This window comes from Haloferax sulfurifontis ATCC BAA-897, assembly GCF_000337835.1.
Lineage (GTDB): Archaea > Halobacteriota > Halobacteria > Halobacteriales > Haloferacaceae > Haloferax > Haloferax denitrificans.
In genome coordinates this window covers 251773-268825 of the sequence record NZ_AOLM01000008.1, presented here as the reverse complement: position 1 = coordinate 268825, position 17053 = coordinate 251773, and the positions used below count along the sequence as shown (strand labels likewise).

Annotated in this window: 14 protein-coding genes; 1 reads left to right on the top strand and 13 read right to left on the bottom strand. The window is 64.6% G+C overall.

Translation table 11 applies throughout. The features are described from left to right. Positions 1-14: 14 nt before the first annotated feature. Positions 15-1427: an amidohydrolase gene (locus C441_RS05760; RefSeq protein ID WP_007274262.1), complete on the bottom strand. Its 1413-nt coding sequence runs from the start codon at positions 1425-1427 to the stop codon at positions 15-17. Positions 1428-1790: 363 nt separating this feature from the next. On the opposite strand from C441_RS05760, the gene C441_RS05755 reads away from it, so the two are divergent. Continuing rightward, a complete protein-coding gene (locus tag C441_RS05755) occupies positions 1791-2555 on the top strand; it encodes an IclR family transcriptional regulator (protein ID WP_007274261.1) in 765 nt (254 codons plus the stop codon). A 131-nt stretch (positions 2556-2686) separates the two neighbouring features. Here the strand turns inward: C441_RS05755 and C441_RS05750 are convergent, their stop codons facing one another. The 12 genes from C441_RS05750 to C441_RS05695 all read right to left on the bottom strand — a co-directional run bounded on the left by C441_RS05750 (position 2687) and on the right by C441_RS05695 (position 17010). Next, positions 2687-4636: an archaea-specific SMC-related protein gene (locus tag C441_RS05750; protein ID WP_007274260.1), complete on the bottom strand. Its 1950-nt coding sequence runs from the start codon at positions 4634-4636 to the stop codon at positions 2687-2689. Between the two features lie 79 nt (positions 4637-4715). Further along, positions 4716-5339 carry a rod-determining factor RdfA gene (rdfA, locus tag C441_RS05745; RefSeq protein ID WP_004968569.1) on the bottom strand — a complete coding sequence of 208 codons (624 nt, stop codon included), beginning with the start codon at positions 5337-5339 and terminating at the stop codon, positions 4716-4718. A gap of 768 nt (positions 5340-6107) precedes the next feature. Then, entirely contained in the window at positions 6108-6905 is a 798-nt protein-coding gene (gene rhcB, locus C441_RS05740; RefSeq protein ID WP_007274259.1) for an L-rhamnose 1-dehydrogenase, read from the bottom strand. Positions 6906-6956: 51 nt separating this feature from the next. Further along, positions 6957-7808 carry a 2,4-diketo-3-deoxy-L-rhamnonate hydrolase gene (gene rhcF, locus C441_RS05735; protein WP_007274258.1) on the bottom strand — a complete coding sequence of 284 codons (852 nt, stop codon included), beginning with the start codon at positions 7806-7808 and terminating at the stop codon, positions 6957-6959. 91 nt (positions 7809-7899) lie between these two features. Next, entirely contained in the window at positions 7900-8658 is a 759-nt protein-coding gene (locus C441_RS05730; protein ID WP_007274257.1) for an IclR family transcriptional regulator, read from the bottom strand. Positions 8659-8881: 223 nt separating this feature from the next. Further along, positions 8882-9910, bottom strand: coding sequence for a TIGR03560 family F420-dependent LLM class oxidoreductase (locus C441_RS05725; RefSeq protein ID WP_007274256.1), 1029 nt, complete (start codon positions 9908-9910; stop codon positions 8882-8884). Between the two features lie 2 nt (positions 9911-9912). Next, complete coding sequence (gene rhcD / locus C441_RS05720; protein ID WP_007274255.1) at positions 9913-11118, bottom strand: L-rhamnonate dehydratase; 1206 nt, start codon at positions 11116-11118, stop codon at positions 9913-9915. An 87-nt stretch (positions 11119-11205) separates the two neighbouring features. Then, positions 11206-12240 (bottom strand): 2-keto-3-deoxy-L-rhamnonate dehydrogenase, encoded by a 1035-nt coding sequence (gene rhcE, locus C441_RS05715; protein ID WP_007274254.1) that lies wholly within the window; start codon positions 12238-12240, stop codon positions 11206-11208. Between the two features lie 166 nt (positions 12241-12406). Beyond that, entirely contained in the window at positions 12407-13588 is a 1182-nt protein-coding gene (locus tag C441_RS05710; protein ID WP_007274253.1) for an ABC transporter ATP-binding protein, read from the bottom strand. Positions 13589-13683: 95 nt separating this feature from the next. Then, the gene (locus C441_RS05705) at positions 13684-14649 is read right to left on the bottom strand and encodes a carbohydrate ABC transporter permease (RefSeq protein ID WP_004041047.1); all 966 of its coding nucleotides are present in this window, start codon (positions 14647-14649) and stop codon (positions 13684-13686) included. Then, positions 14649-15575 carry a carbohydrate ABC transporter permease gene (locus tag C441_RS05700; RefSeq protein ID WP_007274252.1) on the bottom strand — a complete coding sequence of 309 codons (927 nt, stop codon included), beginning with the start codon at positions 15573-15575 and terminating at the stop codon, positions 14649-14651. The genes C441_RS05705 and C441_RS05700 overlap by 1 nt, the downstream gene beginning before the upstream one ends. Before the next feature lie 58 nt (positions 15576-15633). Then, entirely contained in the window at positions 15634-17010 is a 1377-nt protein-coding gene (locus C441_RS05695) for an ABC transporter substrate-binding protein (RefSeq protein ID WP_004041049.1), read from the bottom strand. Positions 17011-17053 lie beyond the last annotated feature (43 nt).

Below are 17053 nucleotides of genomic sequence, written 5' to 3'. Positions count from 1 at the left end.
CCGACGTCCACCGCCTACAGCGTGAGGTGGAACGGCGGTTCCGTCCCCTCCGGCAGCGCCGACTCGTACTCGCCGGGCACCGACGCCTCGAACTCCTCGCGGGCCGCCGCCACCAGCGCCTCGTCCGAGAGGAGGTCGAGCGTCGTCGCCGCGAGGACCTTCGCGGCGTACACGGCCGCCTTCGACCCGAAGCTCCCGTTGGCGGCGACCGCCTGCCACGTGTGCGAGGGCGTCCCCACCGGCCACGACGCCGCCCAGAACTGCGCGGTCGGCGTAATCCAGCTCACGTCGCCGACGTCCGTGGAGCCGTTGAGCACTGTCCCCACGTCGTAGGAGGGTTGGGCGTCGGGATACAGCACCGACGAGCGCGCCGCCTCGCGTCGGTCCTCGGAGAGTTGCGCCGTCCGCGCCTCGATGGTCTCGGCCGAGAGCGTCTCCTGAAGCTCCGCGGCGAACTCGCGGTCCTCGTCGGTGTACGGGATGGGGCCGGCGAGTCGCATGTTCTCCAGCAGTTTGTCGGACAGCGCGTGGTTCGCCACGTAGTCGTAACAGCCGGTGTGGAACCGCCGCGACACCGTCGTCTGTGTCATGAGCGCCGCGCCCTCGGCCACGTCGTCGAGCCAGTCGGTGATGCGGTCGACCTCGTCGCGGGTCGGCGCGCGGACGTAGAACCACGCCGTCGCCTCCGCGGGGACGACGTTCGGCGCGCCGCCGCCGTCGGGGATGGTGTAGTGGATACGGGCGTCGTCGGAGACGTGCTCGCGCATGAACTCCGACCCGGTGTTCAGCAGTTCGACGGCGTCGAGCGCGCTCCGACCCGACTGCGGGCTGTCGGCGGCGTGGGCCGACTCGCCGTGAAACGTGTACTCGACGGAGTTCATCGCGAGCGTCTGCGCCATGAACGGCGCGCTGAGGTGGCTCGGGTGCCACGTGAGCGCGGCGTCGAGGTCGTCGAACGCCCCGTCGCGGGCCATGAACACCTTGCCGACGAGAATCTCCTCGGCGGGACAGCCGAAGAACGTGACCGTCCCCTCGGCCCGCCCGTCGTCGATGGCGCGCTTCGCGGCGAGCGCGGCCCCGACGCCGGCGACGCCGAACAGGTTGTGGCCACAGCCGTGGCCCGGCGCGCCAGTCTCGACGGGTTCCCTGTTCGACGACACCGTCTGCGACAGTCCGGGCAGGGCGTCGTACTCGCCGAGGATGCCGACGTGGGGCTCGCCCTCGCCGTAGGTCGCTTTGAACGCCGTCGGCATCCCGCCGATGTCCTCGGTGACGTCGAATCCGGCGTCGCGGAGGACCGACGAGAGCAACTCGGCGGACTCGGTCTCGTGAAGCCCGAGTTCGGGCGTCTCCCAGAGCGACTCGGTGAGTGAGACGAGTTCCGCCTCCAGCGACTCGACCGCCTCGAACATCTCGTTGTGGTTCATTGAGTCTCGTTCGATTGGACTGGAGAAACGATAATAACACTTCCGGAGCGGTGGACGTTCGGGCTCTAAATTCGGTATACGGATTGCGATTCACGAGGAACGAATGGAAGGGGCGGGAGATGCCGAAATCGAGAGCGCGACCTAATCCCGGCGATTCGGGGGTTCTCGAACCGCTTTCTGCCGATTTCGGTCGCCGATTTCGCCGTCTCTGGGGCGGGGATTCGAAAACCGATCCGGACGCAAAGCATGCGTATCGTTCACAAACGACTCGTTTCGGCGTCAGCGTGGCCCGCATTCGCTATCTAACAACTGGTATTCGGGAGAGGCGAAACGACTATGTGCGATGGTGACGACCCGCAGGTAATGACCGAAACCGCGAACGACCGCTCGCTCAAAACGACGGTCACGACCCTCAGAATCGTCGAATTACTCAGGGAACGCGACGGGGCGGGCGTGACCGAAATCGCCCGCGAACTCGACATCGCGCCGAGCACCGCACACACCCACGTGACGACCCTCGAAGCGCAGGAATACGTGGTTAAAGAGGGCGATACGTATCATCTCGGGCTTCGCTTCCTCGGTCTCGGAAACTTCGTCCGGACGCGGAAACGCAGATTCGGGAAGGCCGAACACTACACCAACGTTCTCTCCGAGGAGTCGGAACGGCGCTCGATTTTCACCGTCGAGGAGCACGGACGGGGCGTGTACGTCCACACCGCACCCGGAAAACACGGCGTCTGGACGCAGTCGACCGTGGGGAAGCGCGTCTACCTCCACTCGACGGCGAGCGGGAAGGCCATCCTCGCCCACATGCCGACAGCGCGGGTCCGCGAAATCATCGACCGGGTCGGCCTCCCCAAGGAGACGGAACAGACGATTCACGACGAGGAGGCGCTGTTCGACGAACTCGCCGAAATCAGAGAGCGCGGCTACGCGCTCAACGTCGAAGAGCAGATTAGCGGGGTCCGCGCGGTCGGAGCCCCCGTCATGGGACCGGACGGCGACGTGTTCGGCGCGCTGAGCGTCGCCGGCCCCTCCAACCGGATGAAAGGCGAGCAGTTCGACCGTCTCACCGAGGTCCTCCTCGGCATCGCCGAGGAACTCGAACTGAGCATCGCGCTCTCCTGAGCGCGCCGCCACGTCGCCGCCGGTCCCGCCTCGTGACACCGCTAATAGTGTAACTCGAAACGAGACGTCGCGTTCGCGACGCGACTCGTCGCGGGTGGGAAAAACGAAGAATGCAACCGGCGTCTGCGACGTTACGCCGGCGAGTAGCGCGGGTACGCGCTGTCGACGGCCTGCGCGTCCTCTTCGAGGAGGGCGACGACGAGGTAGTCGGCGTAGTCGGCGAAGTAGTCCACGAGCCGCGAGATGCGGTTCGAGTCGATGGCTTCGAGGGAGTCGAGGACCATGAACGGCACCGTCTCGTAGACGTCGTGGATGAGGTAGCCCGCGAGCGCGAACACGAGGCCGGTCACCTCGCGCTCGGACTCCGAGAGGTGGGCGACGGAGTCCTCGTAGCTCACGCCGTCTTCGTTGGTCCGGATGACGTGGAGGTCGAAGACGGACTTCGTGACCTTCCTTCGGCCCTCCCGAACCCGCTTTTCCGTGCGCTCGATCCAGATGCGGTCGAGGTTGTCGTATTCGAGCACGTCGAGCACGTCGTCCATGTGCGTGTTGAACTCCTCGACGGCCTCGGATTCGAGGCGCTTGATGCGCGTCCGAAGCTCTTCGAGTTCGTCTTCGATGTCCTCGCGGGCCGCTTCGAGTTCGTCGCGTTCGTCGAGTTTGCGCTCGATGTCGTCGATTTCGTCTTCGACGTCTTCGAGGTCACTGCGGAGGCGTCCGAGGTCGTATTCGAGCTGGTTCGCCTCGCGGTGGAGGTCGAGCAAGTCGCCGTGTTCCTCGCTTTCGAGTTCGTCGACGGTCTGTTCGAGCGAGTCGATTTCGGCTTCGAGGTCCGAGCGCTCGGATTTGAGCTCCTCGATGCGCTCTTGGCGGGTCTCGCGCTCGCTTTCGATTTCGGAGAGGCGGCGCTCGATGCGGTCGCGCTCGCGCTGGCGGCGCTCGTGGGTGGACTTCTCGTCTTCGAGTTCGGAGAGCTGTTCGCGGTGATTGCGATTAGCTTCGAGTTTCTCCTCGCGGAGCGTCCGGAGACGTTCGAGCGTCCCCTCGATTTCCGATTTGGCGACCTCGGAGCCGCACGTCCAGCAGACGACCTGGTCGTCGCCGAGGAGCTGGTCGGTGACGCTCCCGCCGGCGTCGTCGGCGTCGCGGAGCGCGTCCACGACGTCCGAGGAGGTTCCCGAGAGCATCTCCTCGTTGAACTGAATCACGGACTGAAGCTCGTTGACGGTCGACTGAATCTCCTGCCGGCGCGTCCGGAGCCGGCTGATTTCGGACTCGATTTCGTCGATTTTGCCGCCGGCGACCTCCGGGAGGTCCTCGGCGTCGTCCGCTAGTTCGTCTTCCTCGGATTCGAGCGCGTCGAGGCTCTGTTTCTCCGTCTCGATGCGGCGGTCGACGTCGTTGATGTCGCGGCGCTTGCTCCGGAGGTCGCCGAGCTTCGATTCGAGTTCGCTCTCGACTTCCTGACGCTCGCTGACGCTGGCGTCGTACTCCTCGACCTCCTGTTCTTTCTCGGCGAGTTCGTCTTCTTTCTCCTCGATTTGGCCTTCGAGCTTCGTCCGCCGGCGTTCGAGTTGCGGCAGGCGGTCGGAGAGGTTGCTGAGCGTCGAGAGCTCGTCGGCGATGTCGCGTTTCTCCTGCTGGAGCGACTCGATCTGCTCGTTGATGGACTCGACGTCGACCGGACGCATGATGAGGTCGCGGAGGTCGTCGCCGCGGGCGACCGCCTGTCGGGCGTCGTTCGTCTCGAGCAGGAACGAAAAGAGGTCCGCGAGGTCCGGGTCGTCGAGGACGGGCTCTCCGCCGGAGATGACGGCGTCACCCTGCCGCTCGAACGTCCGGGTGTACGTCTCGTCGCCGATGGTGAGTTCCACCGACCCCTCGTCGGCGTCGCCCTTGAGCGCGACGTCGTCGCTTCCGTGGGCGGCCATGATGGACCGCAAGAGCGACGTTCGGTTCGTGGCGTTCCGACCCGCCAACACCGTCACGCCCGGCTCGAACGACGTTGACAGGTTGTCGATGCCACCGATATTCTCGACCGAAAGGTGGACTTTCGATTTTGACACTTGTTCTGAGCTCATACCTTGACCCAACAGGTACACCAATATAAAATCACCCGTTGAATTAGAGAGAATGTGACAGAACTAAGTATGTAATCGTCTAGTTCGATGCGCTCTCGTCGCAGTCGCACCCGCCGCGCTGGAGCAGTTCGATGACCTCGTACTGCGTCCCGCAGTCGCGGCAGTACACCTGCGTGTCCACGAGGACGTCGAAGTCGCCGAGCCGGAGTTTGCTCGTGTTGCGGAGCGAGCTCAGGCTCTGTTCGATGACCGCGACCAGTCGGCCGCGGAGTCGCTGGATGGACTCGATGACGTTGTCGATTCTGTTTCCGGACGAGGAGTCCTTCGAGACGCCGCGAATCTCCGTCAGATAGGTGTAGACCGCCTGATGAGAGACGAAATCCGAGAGCAGTTGGTCGACGTCGACGCCGCGGGACTGGAGCGTGTTCTTCGCCTGCACGCGCATCCCCTCCGTGGTCTCGTCGCCGGTGAGAAGCGTGTACAGGTTCTCGACCTCGCCTTCGAGGACGTCTTCGCCCGCCTCCCGGAGCGCGGCGTCGAGCACCTTCTCGTTCATCAGGTCCGCGAGGTCCCGGAGGCTGTCGCTGTCCTCGGGAGCCGTCCACCGCTCGGCGAGTCGCTCGCCGAAGCCGTCTAAATCGTACGTTTCGATAACCCGTTCGACCTTGCTTAGGCGACGGTTCGTGCTTTGGTCGGTACCCATTACCCGCTTTTCACACGGTGGCGTGAAATATCTTCAGGTTCGGGGCCCGGGTCGACGGCCCGAGCGCCCGGGAGTCATCCGACGATGCCGGATGGTGAGGTGGACACGGAGAGGCCTCGAACGAGAACCGAGCGGGCGCTGACGGGCGACTCCGAAGCGAGCAGACAGTCACAACTCACCGCGAAGCAGTCGAAAAAATAGAGCATCAATGGGACGTTGTGCTCAATCGGTAGCGCGCCACGTGTTCATGAGTACTCGTTGGCAGGCGTACTCGTGGAGGCTACCGCGCGTACAGTTTGACTGACGTACTGATGGCTATCGTGCTGGTCGCACGGGATGCTGATTGCGCATGGGTCAGATTGCTCCGACCATGTGCTACTGTGCGGCACACCAATATCGATGTTTCGACTGTGACCATTATTGCCGAATAGGCGAGAGTTGGGGTTCAACGCCGCGAGCCCGCCACTGAGTCTCTGAAACGACTCGTGCGTGTCGCGGAGTCGACGACAGACCACCAAGTGCGCTGGTGCGAGGTGATGTAGGCGTCTCCGAGCCGCTCCGACATCGCATCACCGCGGCAGTCGCGCGCGCCGCGACGCTTACACGGCGCTTTCAGTCCGTCCGGCTACCGGAGTCCTACACAATCTATATCCGGCAATTCCGGACAGCGAGTGAGTGGCTGTGGCCGAGAGCGCGGTCCAGAGATGAGCGATTGAAAGCACCGGTTCGGGGCGCTTCGGACGGCTCTCGAAGCCGTCGCGGCGAACGCTAGTGTTTGAGGTAGCCGCCGTCGACGGCGATTGACTCGCCGGTTATCCAGTCGCCCTCCTCGGAGAGGAGCAGGACCGCGACGTGACCGACTTCCTCGGGTTGGCCGATTCGGTCGAGGATGTGCGCGTCGAGCGTCTCCGCGAGGATTTCGTCCGGGGACTTGCCGGACTGCTCGGCGTGTTCGTCGAGCCATTCCTCGACCATCGGCGTCTCGACGGTGCCCGGTTTGAGCGCGTTGACGGTGATGCCGTGGTCGCTCAGTTCCTTCGCCAGCACGGTCGTGAAGGCGAGGACGGCCGCCTTGGACGCGCCGTACGCGCCCTGTCCGGCGAACGGTCGCTCCGCGCCGACCGACGAGATGTTGACGATGCTCCCCTCGATTTCGCCGTCGACCATCCGGGCGGCGACGGCCTTGGAGACGAGGAACGTCCCCTTGACGTTCACCTCGAAGTGGAGGTCCCAGTCGTCTTCGGTCGTTTCGAGGAGCGGGATTGCCTGCTGGACGCCCGCGTTGTTCACGAGGCCGTGGATAGGTCCGAGCGCCTCGATTGCGGCGTCGACGGCGGTTTCAATGCCCGCGGCGTCGGTCACGTCGACCTCGTACACCTCGGCTTCGCCGCCCTCCTCGCGGACGAGTTCGGCCGTCTCGGCGGCCACTTCGGGTTTCGTGTCGAAAATCGATACGTCGGCACCGGCGCGGGCGCACCGGACCGCGATGCCGCGGCCGATGCCGCGCGCGCCGCCGGTGACGACGATATGCCTGTCTCTCAGTCGGGTATCTGTGTGCGTGCTCATAGTCGGTAGTACCGCGATATCCTATAAATAATTGCGTTGTACTGCGGCCGGTTACTCGTCGCGCTCGGCGACGACGGGGTTGGTGAGCGTGCCGATGCCCTCGATTTCCACGTCGACGCTGTCGCCCGGCGCGAGCAGTTCCGGCGGGTCGCGGAAGATGCCGACGCCGCCGGGCGTGCCGGTGGAGATGACGTCGCCCGGTCGGAGCGTCGTGATGCCGCTGATGTACTCGACGACCTCGTCGACGCCGAAGATGAACTCGGCGGTGTTGGACTCCTGTTTCGTCTCGCCGTTGACGCGGCAGGCGACGTCGAGGTCGTGCGGGTCGAGGTCGTCCTCGGGGACGAACGTCGGCCCCATCGGGGCGAACGTGTCGTAGCTCTTGCCGCGGAAGAACTGCCCGTCGTCGAACTGCGCGTCGCGGCCGCTCACGTCGTTGATGGCGGTGTAGCCCGCGACGTAGTCGAAGGCGTCCTCGGCGTCCACGTTCTTTGCCGTCTGCCCGATGACGACGCCGAGTTCGACCTCGTAGTCGACCTCGTCGATGGCCGCCGGGTGGACGATGGGGTCGCCGGGGTTCGTGACGGACGTGCCGGCCTTACCGAACAGGAGCGGACGCTCGGGCACCTCTTCGTCCTGTTCTTCGGCGTGGTCGTGATAGTTGAGCCCGACGCAGACGATTTTGCCGGGGCGCGGGACGGGCGCGAGGAGCTTCACGTCCTCGACGGGGACCGACTGGTCCTCGGCGGCGTCCGCGGCGTCCTCGACGACGGTGAGGAAGCCGGGGCTGTTGAGGTTCTGGACGGTGACGTCCTCGCGGAGGCCGGAAAGCGGGACGACGTCGTCGTCGCGGCGTACGCCCCACTCGGGGGCACCGCCCGCGGTGTATCGAACGAGTTGCATCGTTACACTCTGCCACAGCGTGATACCTAACTGTTGCGCTCTATGCAGGATTGCGACGACGGGAGCGAGACGGGGGATGGGGGGTGGCCAACTACGAGTACGTCAGGTTCACCTCGATGACGTTCGCGCTCTTGAGAATCTGGTTCGGCAGTTCCTCGGTGAAGCGCTCCTCGCGCATCCGGCTTTTCGGCCCCGAGACGCTGACGGCGGCGATGGCGTAGTCGTCCTCGTTGAGTATCGGCGCGGCCACACAGCGCATGCCCTTGACGCGCTCTTCGTCGTCGTACGAGTAGCCGCGCTCGCGGACCTGCTCCAACACGTCGAACAGCTCCTCGCGGTCCGTGATAGAGCGGTCGGTTACCGACTCCAAACCGTGGCGGTCGAGGATTCGCTCGACTTCCTCCCGCGGCCGGTTCGCCATGATGGACTTCCCGAGCGCCGTCGTCTGCAACGGGACGCGCATCCCGGCGTGGGTGTCCAGGCGGACGGCGTCGGGGCCCCGCGAACGGTACAGAAAGACGCCGACGCCGTGTTCCTCTATCATCAGGTTCGCGTGCTCCCCGGTCACCTGCGCGAGCTCGTTTATCTCGGGACGGGCGATTTTGAACACCTTCTGGCGGGACCGCGCGTGAGCGCCCAACTGGAGGAACCGCGTGCTGACGTAGTACGTGTCGCCCTCCTTGACGAGGTACTCCTGTTGCTCCAGCGTCCGCAGGTGGTCGTGAATCGTGCTGGTCGGCTTGTCCAGCCGCTTGGCTACCTCCGAGACGCCCGCCCCGTCGAGTTCCCGCAGGAGGTCGACGAGTTCGAGCGAGATTTTGACCGCGTTGACCGGAACGTCCTTCGCCATAGTTGGTTATGAATCCTCATCCCTCAAATGTCTTTCCGCTATCGCCGGAAATGTTCCGTGGGTCGTGCGTCGAGTCGGAACCCACCACGTGTGGGAGAATCTGGACGGTTCGGTCACACGAGGGCTCGAATAGACGAATAACAAAAACGGCGAAACCAAAACGGAAACGAAAACGAGAGCGAGAGCGCGAACCGAGCGCGGCGCGCTCGACTCGCGGGACGCCTCAGTTGAACTGCGGGATGACTTCGTCCGCGAACAGTTCCATCCCGTCGGTGTCGGGGAAGTCGATGAACCAGCCTTGGAACTTCGTCACGCCCGCGTCGATTCGGCGCTCGATGGCCTCCGCGCACTCCTCGGGCGTCCCCATGATGAAGTACTCCCGGGCGTCTTCCTCGGTCACGATGGGCGCTTGGTCCTGATACTCCTCTTCGAACTGGATGGGCGTCATCAGGTCGAGCAGGCGGTCGAACTTCTCCTCGTCGCGCGTGCAGATGACGTGGCCGTCCCACGAGTACTCGATTTCGTCGGGGTCGCGGCCGACGGTCTCGCAGTGGTCTTCGATGACGCCGATTTTGTGTTCGAGCGTCTCCACGTCGCCGTTGAACACGTCGGTGTTCCACACGTCGGCGTGCTTGGCGACGAGTTTGAGCGTGACCTCCTCGCCCTGCCCGCCGACGAGGATGGGCGGGTGGGGGTCCTGTACGGGCCCGGGGACGCAGTAAGCGTCCTCTATCTGGTAGTGCTTCCCGTCGAAGCTCGCGCCGTCGGTCCCGGCGGCCCACATGCGCTTCATGAGGCGGATGGATTCGTCGAGCCGCATCAGGCGCTCGAAGCCGTCGCGGTACTCCCAGCCGTAGGCGTCGTACTCCGGTTCGTGCCAGCCCGCGCCGAGGCCGAGTTCGAGTCGGCCGTCGGAGATCACGTCGAGCGTGGCCGCCATCTTGGCGACGAGCGCCGGGTTGCGGTAGTCGTTACAGAGGACGAGCGAGCCGAGGTTGATGTCCTCGGTGAAGCCGGCGATGGCCGACAGCAGCGTCCAGCACTCGTACTCGGCGTGGTCGCGACCCAACAGCAGGTGGTCGGGTGCCCACACCGCGTCGAAGCCGAGTTCTTCCGCCTTCTGGACGCCCATCTTGGTCGCCTCCCAGTCGAGCGACTCGTACGCCGGGGTGTCGCGGTGCGTCGGCTCGGTCCCCTCGTCGGGCGCGCCGGCGAAGACGGGGACGTTGTACTCGAAGCTGATGTCAGACATCGTTACTCGATGGCGAAGTGTTCGAGCGCCTCGCGGTTCAGTTGAGTGCTGACGCCGGGCTCGTCGGGGAGCGGAATCGACCCGTTTTCGGGCGACGGCGGGTTCTGGAAGATGGCGTCGGCGTAGGTCGACTCGCGTTTCTCCTGGCGCTCCTCGAACCACTCTGGGGTCGGGAAGTACTCCGCCATCGGCATGTTCGTGTGCCCGGCGATGGCGTGGAGCGTCGGGTTCGTGCCGGCGTGCGGGATGACGGGCACGTCGTGGACCTCGGCCATGTCGGCGACCTTCTGGAGCTCCGTGATGCCGCCGACGCGACCCACGTCGGGCTGGAGGATGTCGACCGCGCCCTCCTCGAGGAGGTCCTCGTGGCCCCAGCGGGTGAACTCGTGTTCGCCGCCCGAGATCGGCATCGGCGCGGCCTCGCGGACCTCGGCGTAGCCGGAGATATCGTCGGCGATGACCGGCTCCTCGACCCACGCCATGTCGTACTTGCCGAGGCGCTGGGTCATCTCCTTTGCGTACTTGACCGACCAGCCCATGTAGGCGTCGCCCGCGATTTCGATGTCGTCGCCGACGGCGTCGCGGACGGTCGCGACGATTTCCTCGTTCTTCTTCATGCCCGCGCGGCCGTCCTCGGGGCCGTGGAGGAAGCGGAGCTTCATCGCGTCGAAGCCCTCCTCGACGTACTGGATGGCCTCGCGTTCGAGTTTCTCCATGTCGACGGGGTGGAGGTTCGACGCGTAGGCGGGAATCTCGTCTTTGGTGGGGCCGCCGAGCAGTTCGTACACCGGCTTGTCGGCTTCCTTCCCCGCGATGTCCCACAGCGCCTGGTCGACCGCGCTGATGGCCATGATGGCGACGCCCTTCCGGCCGAACGGGAGCGTCGCGCGGTACATCTGTTCCCAGAGAAGCTCGCGCTGTACCGGGTCTTCGCCGACGACGATTTTCGAGAGCGTCTCCTCGACGACGGTCGCGATGGCCCCGGAACCCCAGTTGCCGACGCCGACGCCGGTGATGCCCGCGTCCGTCTCGACTTCGACCACCACGTCACCCACGGGACCCATCCACTTGCGGCGGGCCTGCGGGTTCTCACCGTCGACGTTGCGGTACTCGTCGTACTTCGACATGATGGTGACGAGCGGGAACTCGATGAACTCGCCCCACGATTCGTTGCTGATTTTCGTCGCTGAGATGTCTGTAATCTCCATGATTTGTTTGGTACGATCTCACATCCAATCGGCACGGGTAAAATAGTTTCTGTCGTCGAGCGGTTCGCGGCCGGATAGCGGGGTCGTTCAGTCGTCGAACTGGAAGACTGGCTTGCAGGTCTCGGAGTTGAGGAACGCCTCGAACGCCTCGGCCGGTTCGTCGACGCTGTAGGAGGTGTCGAGAATCTTGTCGACCGCGATTTCGCCGCGCTCCATGAGTCGAAGCGCCTGCTCGAAGTTGGTCCACGTCGAGCCGTAGGAGGTGTTGATGTCGATTTCACCGCGAACGGTCGAGGTGAGGCTGAGCTCGCTCGGCGAGTTCGGGATGCCGACGACGACGATTTGGCCGCCCTTGCGGACCACGTCGTTCCCGGAGACGACGCCGCTTCGGTGGCCCGTCGCGTCGAAGACCACGTCGAAGCCGATGCCGTCGGTCTGCGACTCCACCCGCTCGTCGAGACCGCCTTCTTCTTCGAGGTTCACCGTGTCGATGCCGAGGTCTTCGAGCAGTGGGAGGCGATACGACGCGTCCTGCCCGAGCCCGGAGACGACGACGTTCGCGCCGAGCGAGTCGGCGACGGCGGCGACGAGGACGCCGATTGGGCCCGGCCCCTCGACGAGGACGTTGTCGCCCGGCGTCGTCACCGACTGGTCGAGGACCGCTCGCGTGGCGATGCTCGTCGGTTCGGTGATGGCGGCGTGCCGGAGCGGCACGTCCTCGGGAACCGCGTGGACGTGTTCGGGAGCGACGGTGACGTACTCGGTGTATGCGCCGTCGCGGTGCATGCCAGTGATGGAGAAGTTCTGGCAGACGTTCGGCTGGCCGTTCTTGCACTGGAAACAGTGACCGCAGTCGTGAATCGGTTCCTCGATGACCTTGTCGCCGACGTCGAACGTCTCGACGTTCTCGCCGACCTCCGCGACCGTCCCCGAGTACTCGTGGCCCATGACGCGCGGGATGGGAATCCACTCGTAGCCGCCGTCGTATTTATAGGCGTGAGCGTCACTGCCGCAGAGTCCCGCGGAGTGGACCTTGATGAGCAGTTCGTCTGCGTCGGGAGTGGGAACCTCCCGCTCCTGTGTCTCTACCGAGCGCGGCCCGGTCTGAATGATGGCTTTCATAGTTGCGAATAACCGTGTGAGTTCGTCTCGGTTACACCATGTGAACACACCGATTAATATGTTTGGGTGCGGGCGGAGAATTTCGGCGGTAGCGCGGCTGAAGCCGCGGCTCTGGGTGCCGCGAGACACCACGCCCGCTGACGTTCGATGGGGCAGTCGCGCCGAGTTATATTTCGACGCCGTCCGACTCCGACGACTGGGACTGCGATTGGACGGACGCCCGGTTCTCGATACGCCGGCCCTTGCGCAGTGCCTCCGTCTCGGCGTCGAACAGGTAGACGTGTTCGGGCGCGATAGAAAGCGACAGCGTGTCGCCGGCCGATAGCCCGTGGAACTCGCCGATTTCGGCGGTGACGTCGCCCATGGGGCCGTCGCCGTGGACGATGGCTTTCGTTCCGACCGGCTCGATGACGCGGATATCGACGTCGAAGGTCAGTCCGTCGGCGCGCCGCTTGCCCGTCTGGTAGAAGTCCTGCGGCCGGAAGCCGACGTTGACGCCGCCGGGCGGGACCTCCGCGTCGAGGGCGTCGCTCGGCAGTTCGAAGCTCACGCCGTCGAGTTCGACGCGAACGCCGTCGGCGGCCTCCTCGACGACGCCGTCGTAGATGTTCATGTCCGGACTGCCGACGAACTGCGCGACGAAGAGGTTCGCCGGTTCGTTGAACACCTCCTCCGGGCGACCCAACTGCTGGAGCGCGCCGTCGTTGAGGACGGCGATTTTGTCGGCGATTGTCATCGCCTCCTCCTGGTTGTGGGTGACGTACGCGGAGGTGATGCCGACCTCGGACTGCAGTTCGTCGATTTCGGTCCGCATCGTCTTGCGGAGCTTCGCGTCGAGGTTCGCAAGCGGCTCGTCGAAGAGGAACAGCCGCGGCTCGCGGATGATAGCCCGGCCGAGCGCGACGCGCTGTTTCTGTCCGCCCGAGAGCTGTGCGGGCTTGTTGTTCAGGAGCTGTTCGATTTCGAGCATCGTCGCCACCTCCTCGACCCGCTCGTTGACGTCCGCCGTCGACATGCCGTTGTCCTCCCGCTTGAGGCCGAACCCGAGGTTCTCCCGGACGGTCATATGCGGGTAGAGCGCGAAGTCCTGGAACACCATCGCCACGTCGCGGTTTCGGGCTTTGATGTCGTTGACGACGACGTCGTCGAAGCGAATTTCACCGGAGGTCGGCGTCTCCAGTCCGCCGATCATCCGGAGCGTCGTCGTCTTCCCGCACCCGCTCGGGCCGAGCAAAACGAGAAACTCCCCGTCTTCGACGTCGATGTCGAGGTCGTCGACTGCGACGACACCGTCCTTGTCGGGGTCGCCGAAAATCTTCGTGACACCGTCTACTGTTAGGTGTGTCATTGTAAAACATTACCGTAGAACGCCCCTTAAACCTAGCGACTGACGACGAAAATTGACCGCGACGTGCGGCACCGAGAGACGGCGGGCGAAGGGTGTTATCCCTTAATCGCGCCGCCGGTGAGCCCCTGCACGAAGTAGCGCTGGATGTAGGCCAGTCCGAGCAGGACGGGAAGCGAGATGATAATCGAGGCCGCGGCGACGACGTTCCACTGGGTGTTGAACCCCTGTACGAACGTCAGGAGTCCCGGCGGAACCGTGTACCGCGAGTTGTCGAGGAGCGTCAGCGCGAACACCAACTCGTTCCACGCGAGGAGGAACGCGAAGATGAACGACGCGATGAGCGAGTTCCGCGCCATCGGGACGATGACGTACCAGAACGTCTCTATCGAGCTACACTGGTCGATGCGGGAGGCCTCGATAATCGAGTCCGGGAAGTCGTCGAAGAAGCCCTTCATCAGCCAGACGACGAACGGCGCGGTCATCGCGCCGTAGATGAAGATCAACACGAGGTGCGTGTTGAACAGGCCGAGCGCCGAGACGAGTTCCCACTCGGGGACCATGATGGCGGTCCCGGGGAACATCAGCGACGCGAGGAAGATGCTCATGAGCGCGTTCTTCCCGGCGAAGTCGCGGCGCGAGAGCACGTACGACGCGGCCGTCCCGAAGACGAGCGCGATTGCGCCCGCGCCGATCGCGACTTTCAGGCTGTTCAGCACGAGCGACAGGATGTCGATGTCGATGGCCGACGACGCCTGCCAGCCGAACAGGTTAGCGAAAAGCGAGGTGTAGCCGCCCGCCTGAATCGACGACTCGACGACGAGCCGGAAGCCCTCCAACGAGAAATCGTTCGGGAACACCGTCGGCGGAATCTGCTGAATCTCCGCGGTGGTCTTGAACGCCGTCACGACCATCCAGTACAGCGGGAAGAGGACGAACGCGAAGACGACGAGCGTCAGGAGCGAAACCGCCGTCTTGCGGACGTACGCGCCCGCCGTGGTGTCGAACAGCCACGACTCGTTCCGCCGGAACTCGGCGGCCGTGTCGGGGTCTTTCGCCGCCATCAGACGTCACCCCGCACTTGGTCGTACACCTGAATGTAGTAGTACGAGAACACGAGCAGGACGACGAACAGGATGAGCGACAGCGCCGACGCCAGCCCCACGTCGAAGTCGACGAACGCCGTCCGGTAGATCATGACCGGGAGCGTGCTACTGGAGACGCCGGGGCCGCCCTTCGTCATCACCCAAATCATCGAGAAGTTCCTGATGTTGTAGATGAGCATCAGGAGGAACCCGATGGCGAGGTTGTACCGCATCATCGGGATGGTGATGAACCGGAACTGCTCCCACGGCGTCGCGCCGTCCATGCGCGCGGCCTCGTAGAGATGCTCGTCGATGCCCTGCAGGGACGTGAGCGTCAACAGCGCGAAAAGCGGTGCGAGCCGCCAAATCATCCCGATGATGGGCGGCCACAGCGAGAGCTCCGTCGAGCCGAGCATGACGATGTACTCGTCGATGACGCCGAGCTGGACGAGCAGTTCGTTGATGATGCCCTGCGACCCGCCGAACATGAACTGCCAGATGGACGCGCCGACGACCCGCGGGAGGACCCACGGGATGAGCACGATTGCGCTCGCGACGCTCGTGTACGGCAGTTTCTCGTGGAGGAGCCAACCCATCAGGAAGCCGAGGACGATAGCGGCGGAACTGCCGACGACGACCCAGATGAGCGTGTTCCACAGCACCTGATGGATAGTCGGATTCGACCAGATTTCGGCGTAGTTCGCCAGTCCGATAAACTCGGCCTCGCTGGGCGCGAGCAGGTCCTTGTTGAAGAAGCTCGAATAGATCGCCTGTGCGATGGGGTAGAGGATGAACAGCCCGACGAGCGCCGTCACCGGCAGGACCGGGAGGTACACCTTGACGCCCTCCGGAATCCGCTCGGAGACGCTCTCGAACGAGCCCCTCGCCTGCTTCGAGTAACTCATGGTCGTAACTCACCGCCGTTGGGCCGCCGTCGTTCGAGCGACGGTTCGAGTCGCATCGTCAGGCCAGCTCCTCGTCGATGACTTCCTGAACCGATTCGTTGGCGGCGCTACAGGCCTCCTCTGCCGTCGCGTTGCCGAGGACGACCGGCTGGATGACCTCGGTGTTGATGATGCTCTGGACCGACGCGATGCCCGAGAACGACGGGAACCGCGAGGTGCGCGTGAACAGGTCGTCGTTCTCGTACAGCGTCACGAGGTCGCCGAACTGGCTCCGGAAGAGGTCGCTCGGGTCCTCGAAGGCGCTTTCGAGCGTCGGGACGCGCCCGCGGATGCCCACGTCGTTCTCGGCGTCGTAGGTCCACGGCGCGAGCTGTTCTTCGGAGTTCCACCACTCGGTGAAGTCGAAGGCGGCCTGCAGTTCGGCCTCCGAGTCGGTGCCGTTGCCGAGCATGAAGCCCTGCGCGTTCTGCAGGAGCAGGTCGCGGGGTTCGAAGCTCCCCGACGGGCTGTCCGGAAGCGGCGCGCGGGTGACGGTGTGGCCCTCGCCGTCGAGCCACGCCTGCGGCGCGCCGGTCGTCTGGTAGACCGCGTTCGCGTGGGAGTACGTGATGAAGATGCCGGACTCGCCCTCGCGGAGGAGCCGTCCCGCACCGATGTGGTCGTTCTCGGCCATCGAGTCGGGGAACAGACCGGCCTCGGCGATGTCCTGATAGAGCCTGACGGCGTCGACGAAGCCGGGTTGGTCGACCGTCGCCTCCAGCGTCTCGGGGTCGAAGTACCGACCGCCGTTGGCGTAGACGAAGCCGATGAAGTAGCCGGTCGTCAGGCCGAAGTCGGTCCCCGGCGCGGTAATCGCCGCCGACACCTCGTCGAGCTCCTGCATCTCCTCGCCGAGTTGGATGAGCTCCTCCCAGTTGCGCGGCGGGCTGTCGAAACTCGTCTGTTCGAGGTAGTCGGTTCGGATGTCCACGAACGGACCGAGGTCGGCGTAGCCGCCGGGAAGCCCCCACTGCCGCTCTCCTTCGGTGTCGCCGAGGCTGTCGTAAATCTGCGTGTCGACGTTCGCCTGGATGAACCGGCTGTTTATCTCCTCCAACTGGTCGGCGAACTGCTCTTGGTCGAGCGGTTGGATGGCGCTCGCGCCGACGTAATCCGGAATCTGCTGAGTCTGGCCGGCCATCACGTCCGGGAGGTTGTTGTTCGCCGCCGCGGACGCGATAATCTGGTACTTCTGCCCCCACTCTTGGTGCTGGTAGGTGACGTCGTGGTCGCTGTAACTGCTGTAGTGGTTACTTATGTACTCTCGTTCGGCGGGGATGCCGCCGAACAGCCAGAAGTCGAGTGACTGCGACCCGGAGTCGCCGCCACCGCCGCCGGAGCCTCCCCCGTCGGAACCGCCGTCGGAACCACTGCCACCGCCGTTCCCGCCACCCATACAACCCGCTAGTGCCGCTGTGAGACCTGCTCCGAGTCCGGTC

Excerpts from the sequence above, each read along its gene's own strand:
- C441_RS05760 (WP_007274262.1), bottom strand. The coding sequence starts at position 1,427 with ATGAACCACAACGAGATGTTCGAGGCGGTCGAGTCGCTGGAGGCGGAA.
- C441_RS05755 (WP_007274261.1), top strand. The coding sequence starts at position 1,791 with ATGACCGAAACCGCGAACGACCGCTCGCTCAAAACGACGGTCACGACC.
- C441_RS05750 (WP_007274260.1), bottom strand. The coding sequence starts at position 4,636 with ATGAGCTCAGAACAAGTGTCAAAATCGAAAGTCCACCTTTCGGTCGAG.
- rdfA (WP_004968569.1), bottom strand. The coding sequence starts at position 5,339 with ATGGGTACCGACCAAAGCACGAACCGTCGCCTAAGCAAGGTCGAACGG.
- rhcB (WP_007274259.1), bottom strand. The coding sequence starts at position 6,905 with ATGAGCACGCACACAGATACCCGACTGAGAGACAGGCATATCGTCGTC.
- rhcF (WP_007274258.1), bottom strand. The coding sequence starts at position 7,808 with ATGCAACTCGTTCGATACACCGCGGGCGGTGCCCCCGAGTGGGGCGTA.
- C441_RS05730 (WP_007274257.1), bottom strand. The coding sequence starts at position 8,658 with ATGGCGAAGGACGTTCCGGTCAACGCGGTCAAAATCTCGCTCGAACTC.
- C441_RS05725 (WP_007274256.1), bottom strand. The coding sequence starts at position 9,910 with ATGTCTGACATCAGCTTCGAGTACAACGTCCCCGTCTTCGCCGGCGCG.
- rhcD (WP_007274255.1), bottom strand. The coding sequence starts at position 11,118 with ATGGAGATTACAGACATCTCAGCGACGAAAATCAGCAACGAATCGTGG.
- rhcE (WP_007274254.1), bottom strand. The coding sequence starts at position 12,240 with ATGAAAGCCATCATTCAGACCGGGCCGCGCTCGGTAGAGACACAGGAG.
- C441_RS05710 (WP_007274253.1), bottom strand. The coding sequence starts at position 13,588 with ATGACACACCTAACAGTAGACGGTGTCACGAAGATTTTCGGCGACCCC.
- C441_RS05705 (WP_004041047.1), bottom strand. The coding sequence starts at position 14,649 with ATGGCGGCGAAAGACCCCGACACGGCCGCCGAGTTCCGGCGGAACGAG.
- C441_RS05700 (WP_007274252.1), bottom strand. The coding sequence starts at position 15,575 with ATGAGTTACTCGAAGCAGGCGAGGGGCTCGTTCGAGAGCGTCTCCGAG.
- C441_RS05695 (WP_004041049.1), bottom strand. The coding sequence starts at position 17,010 with ATGGGTGGCGGGAACGGCGGTGGCAGTGGTTCCGACGGCGGTTCCGAC.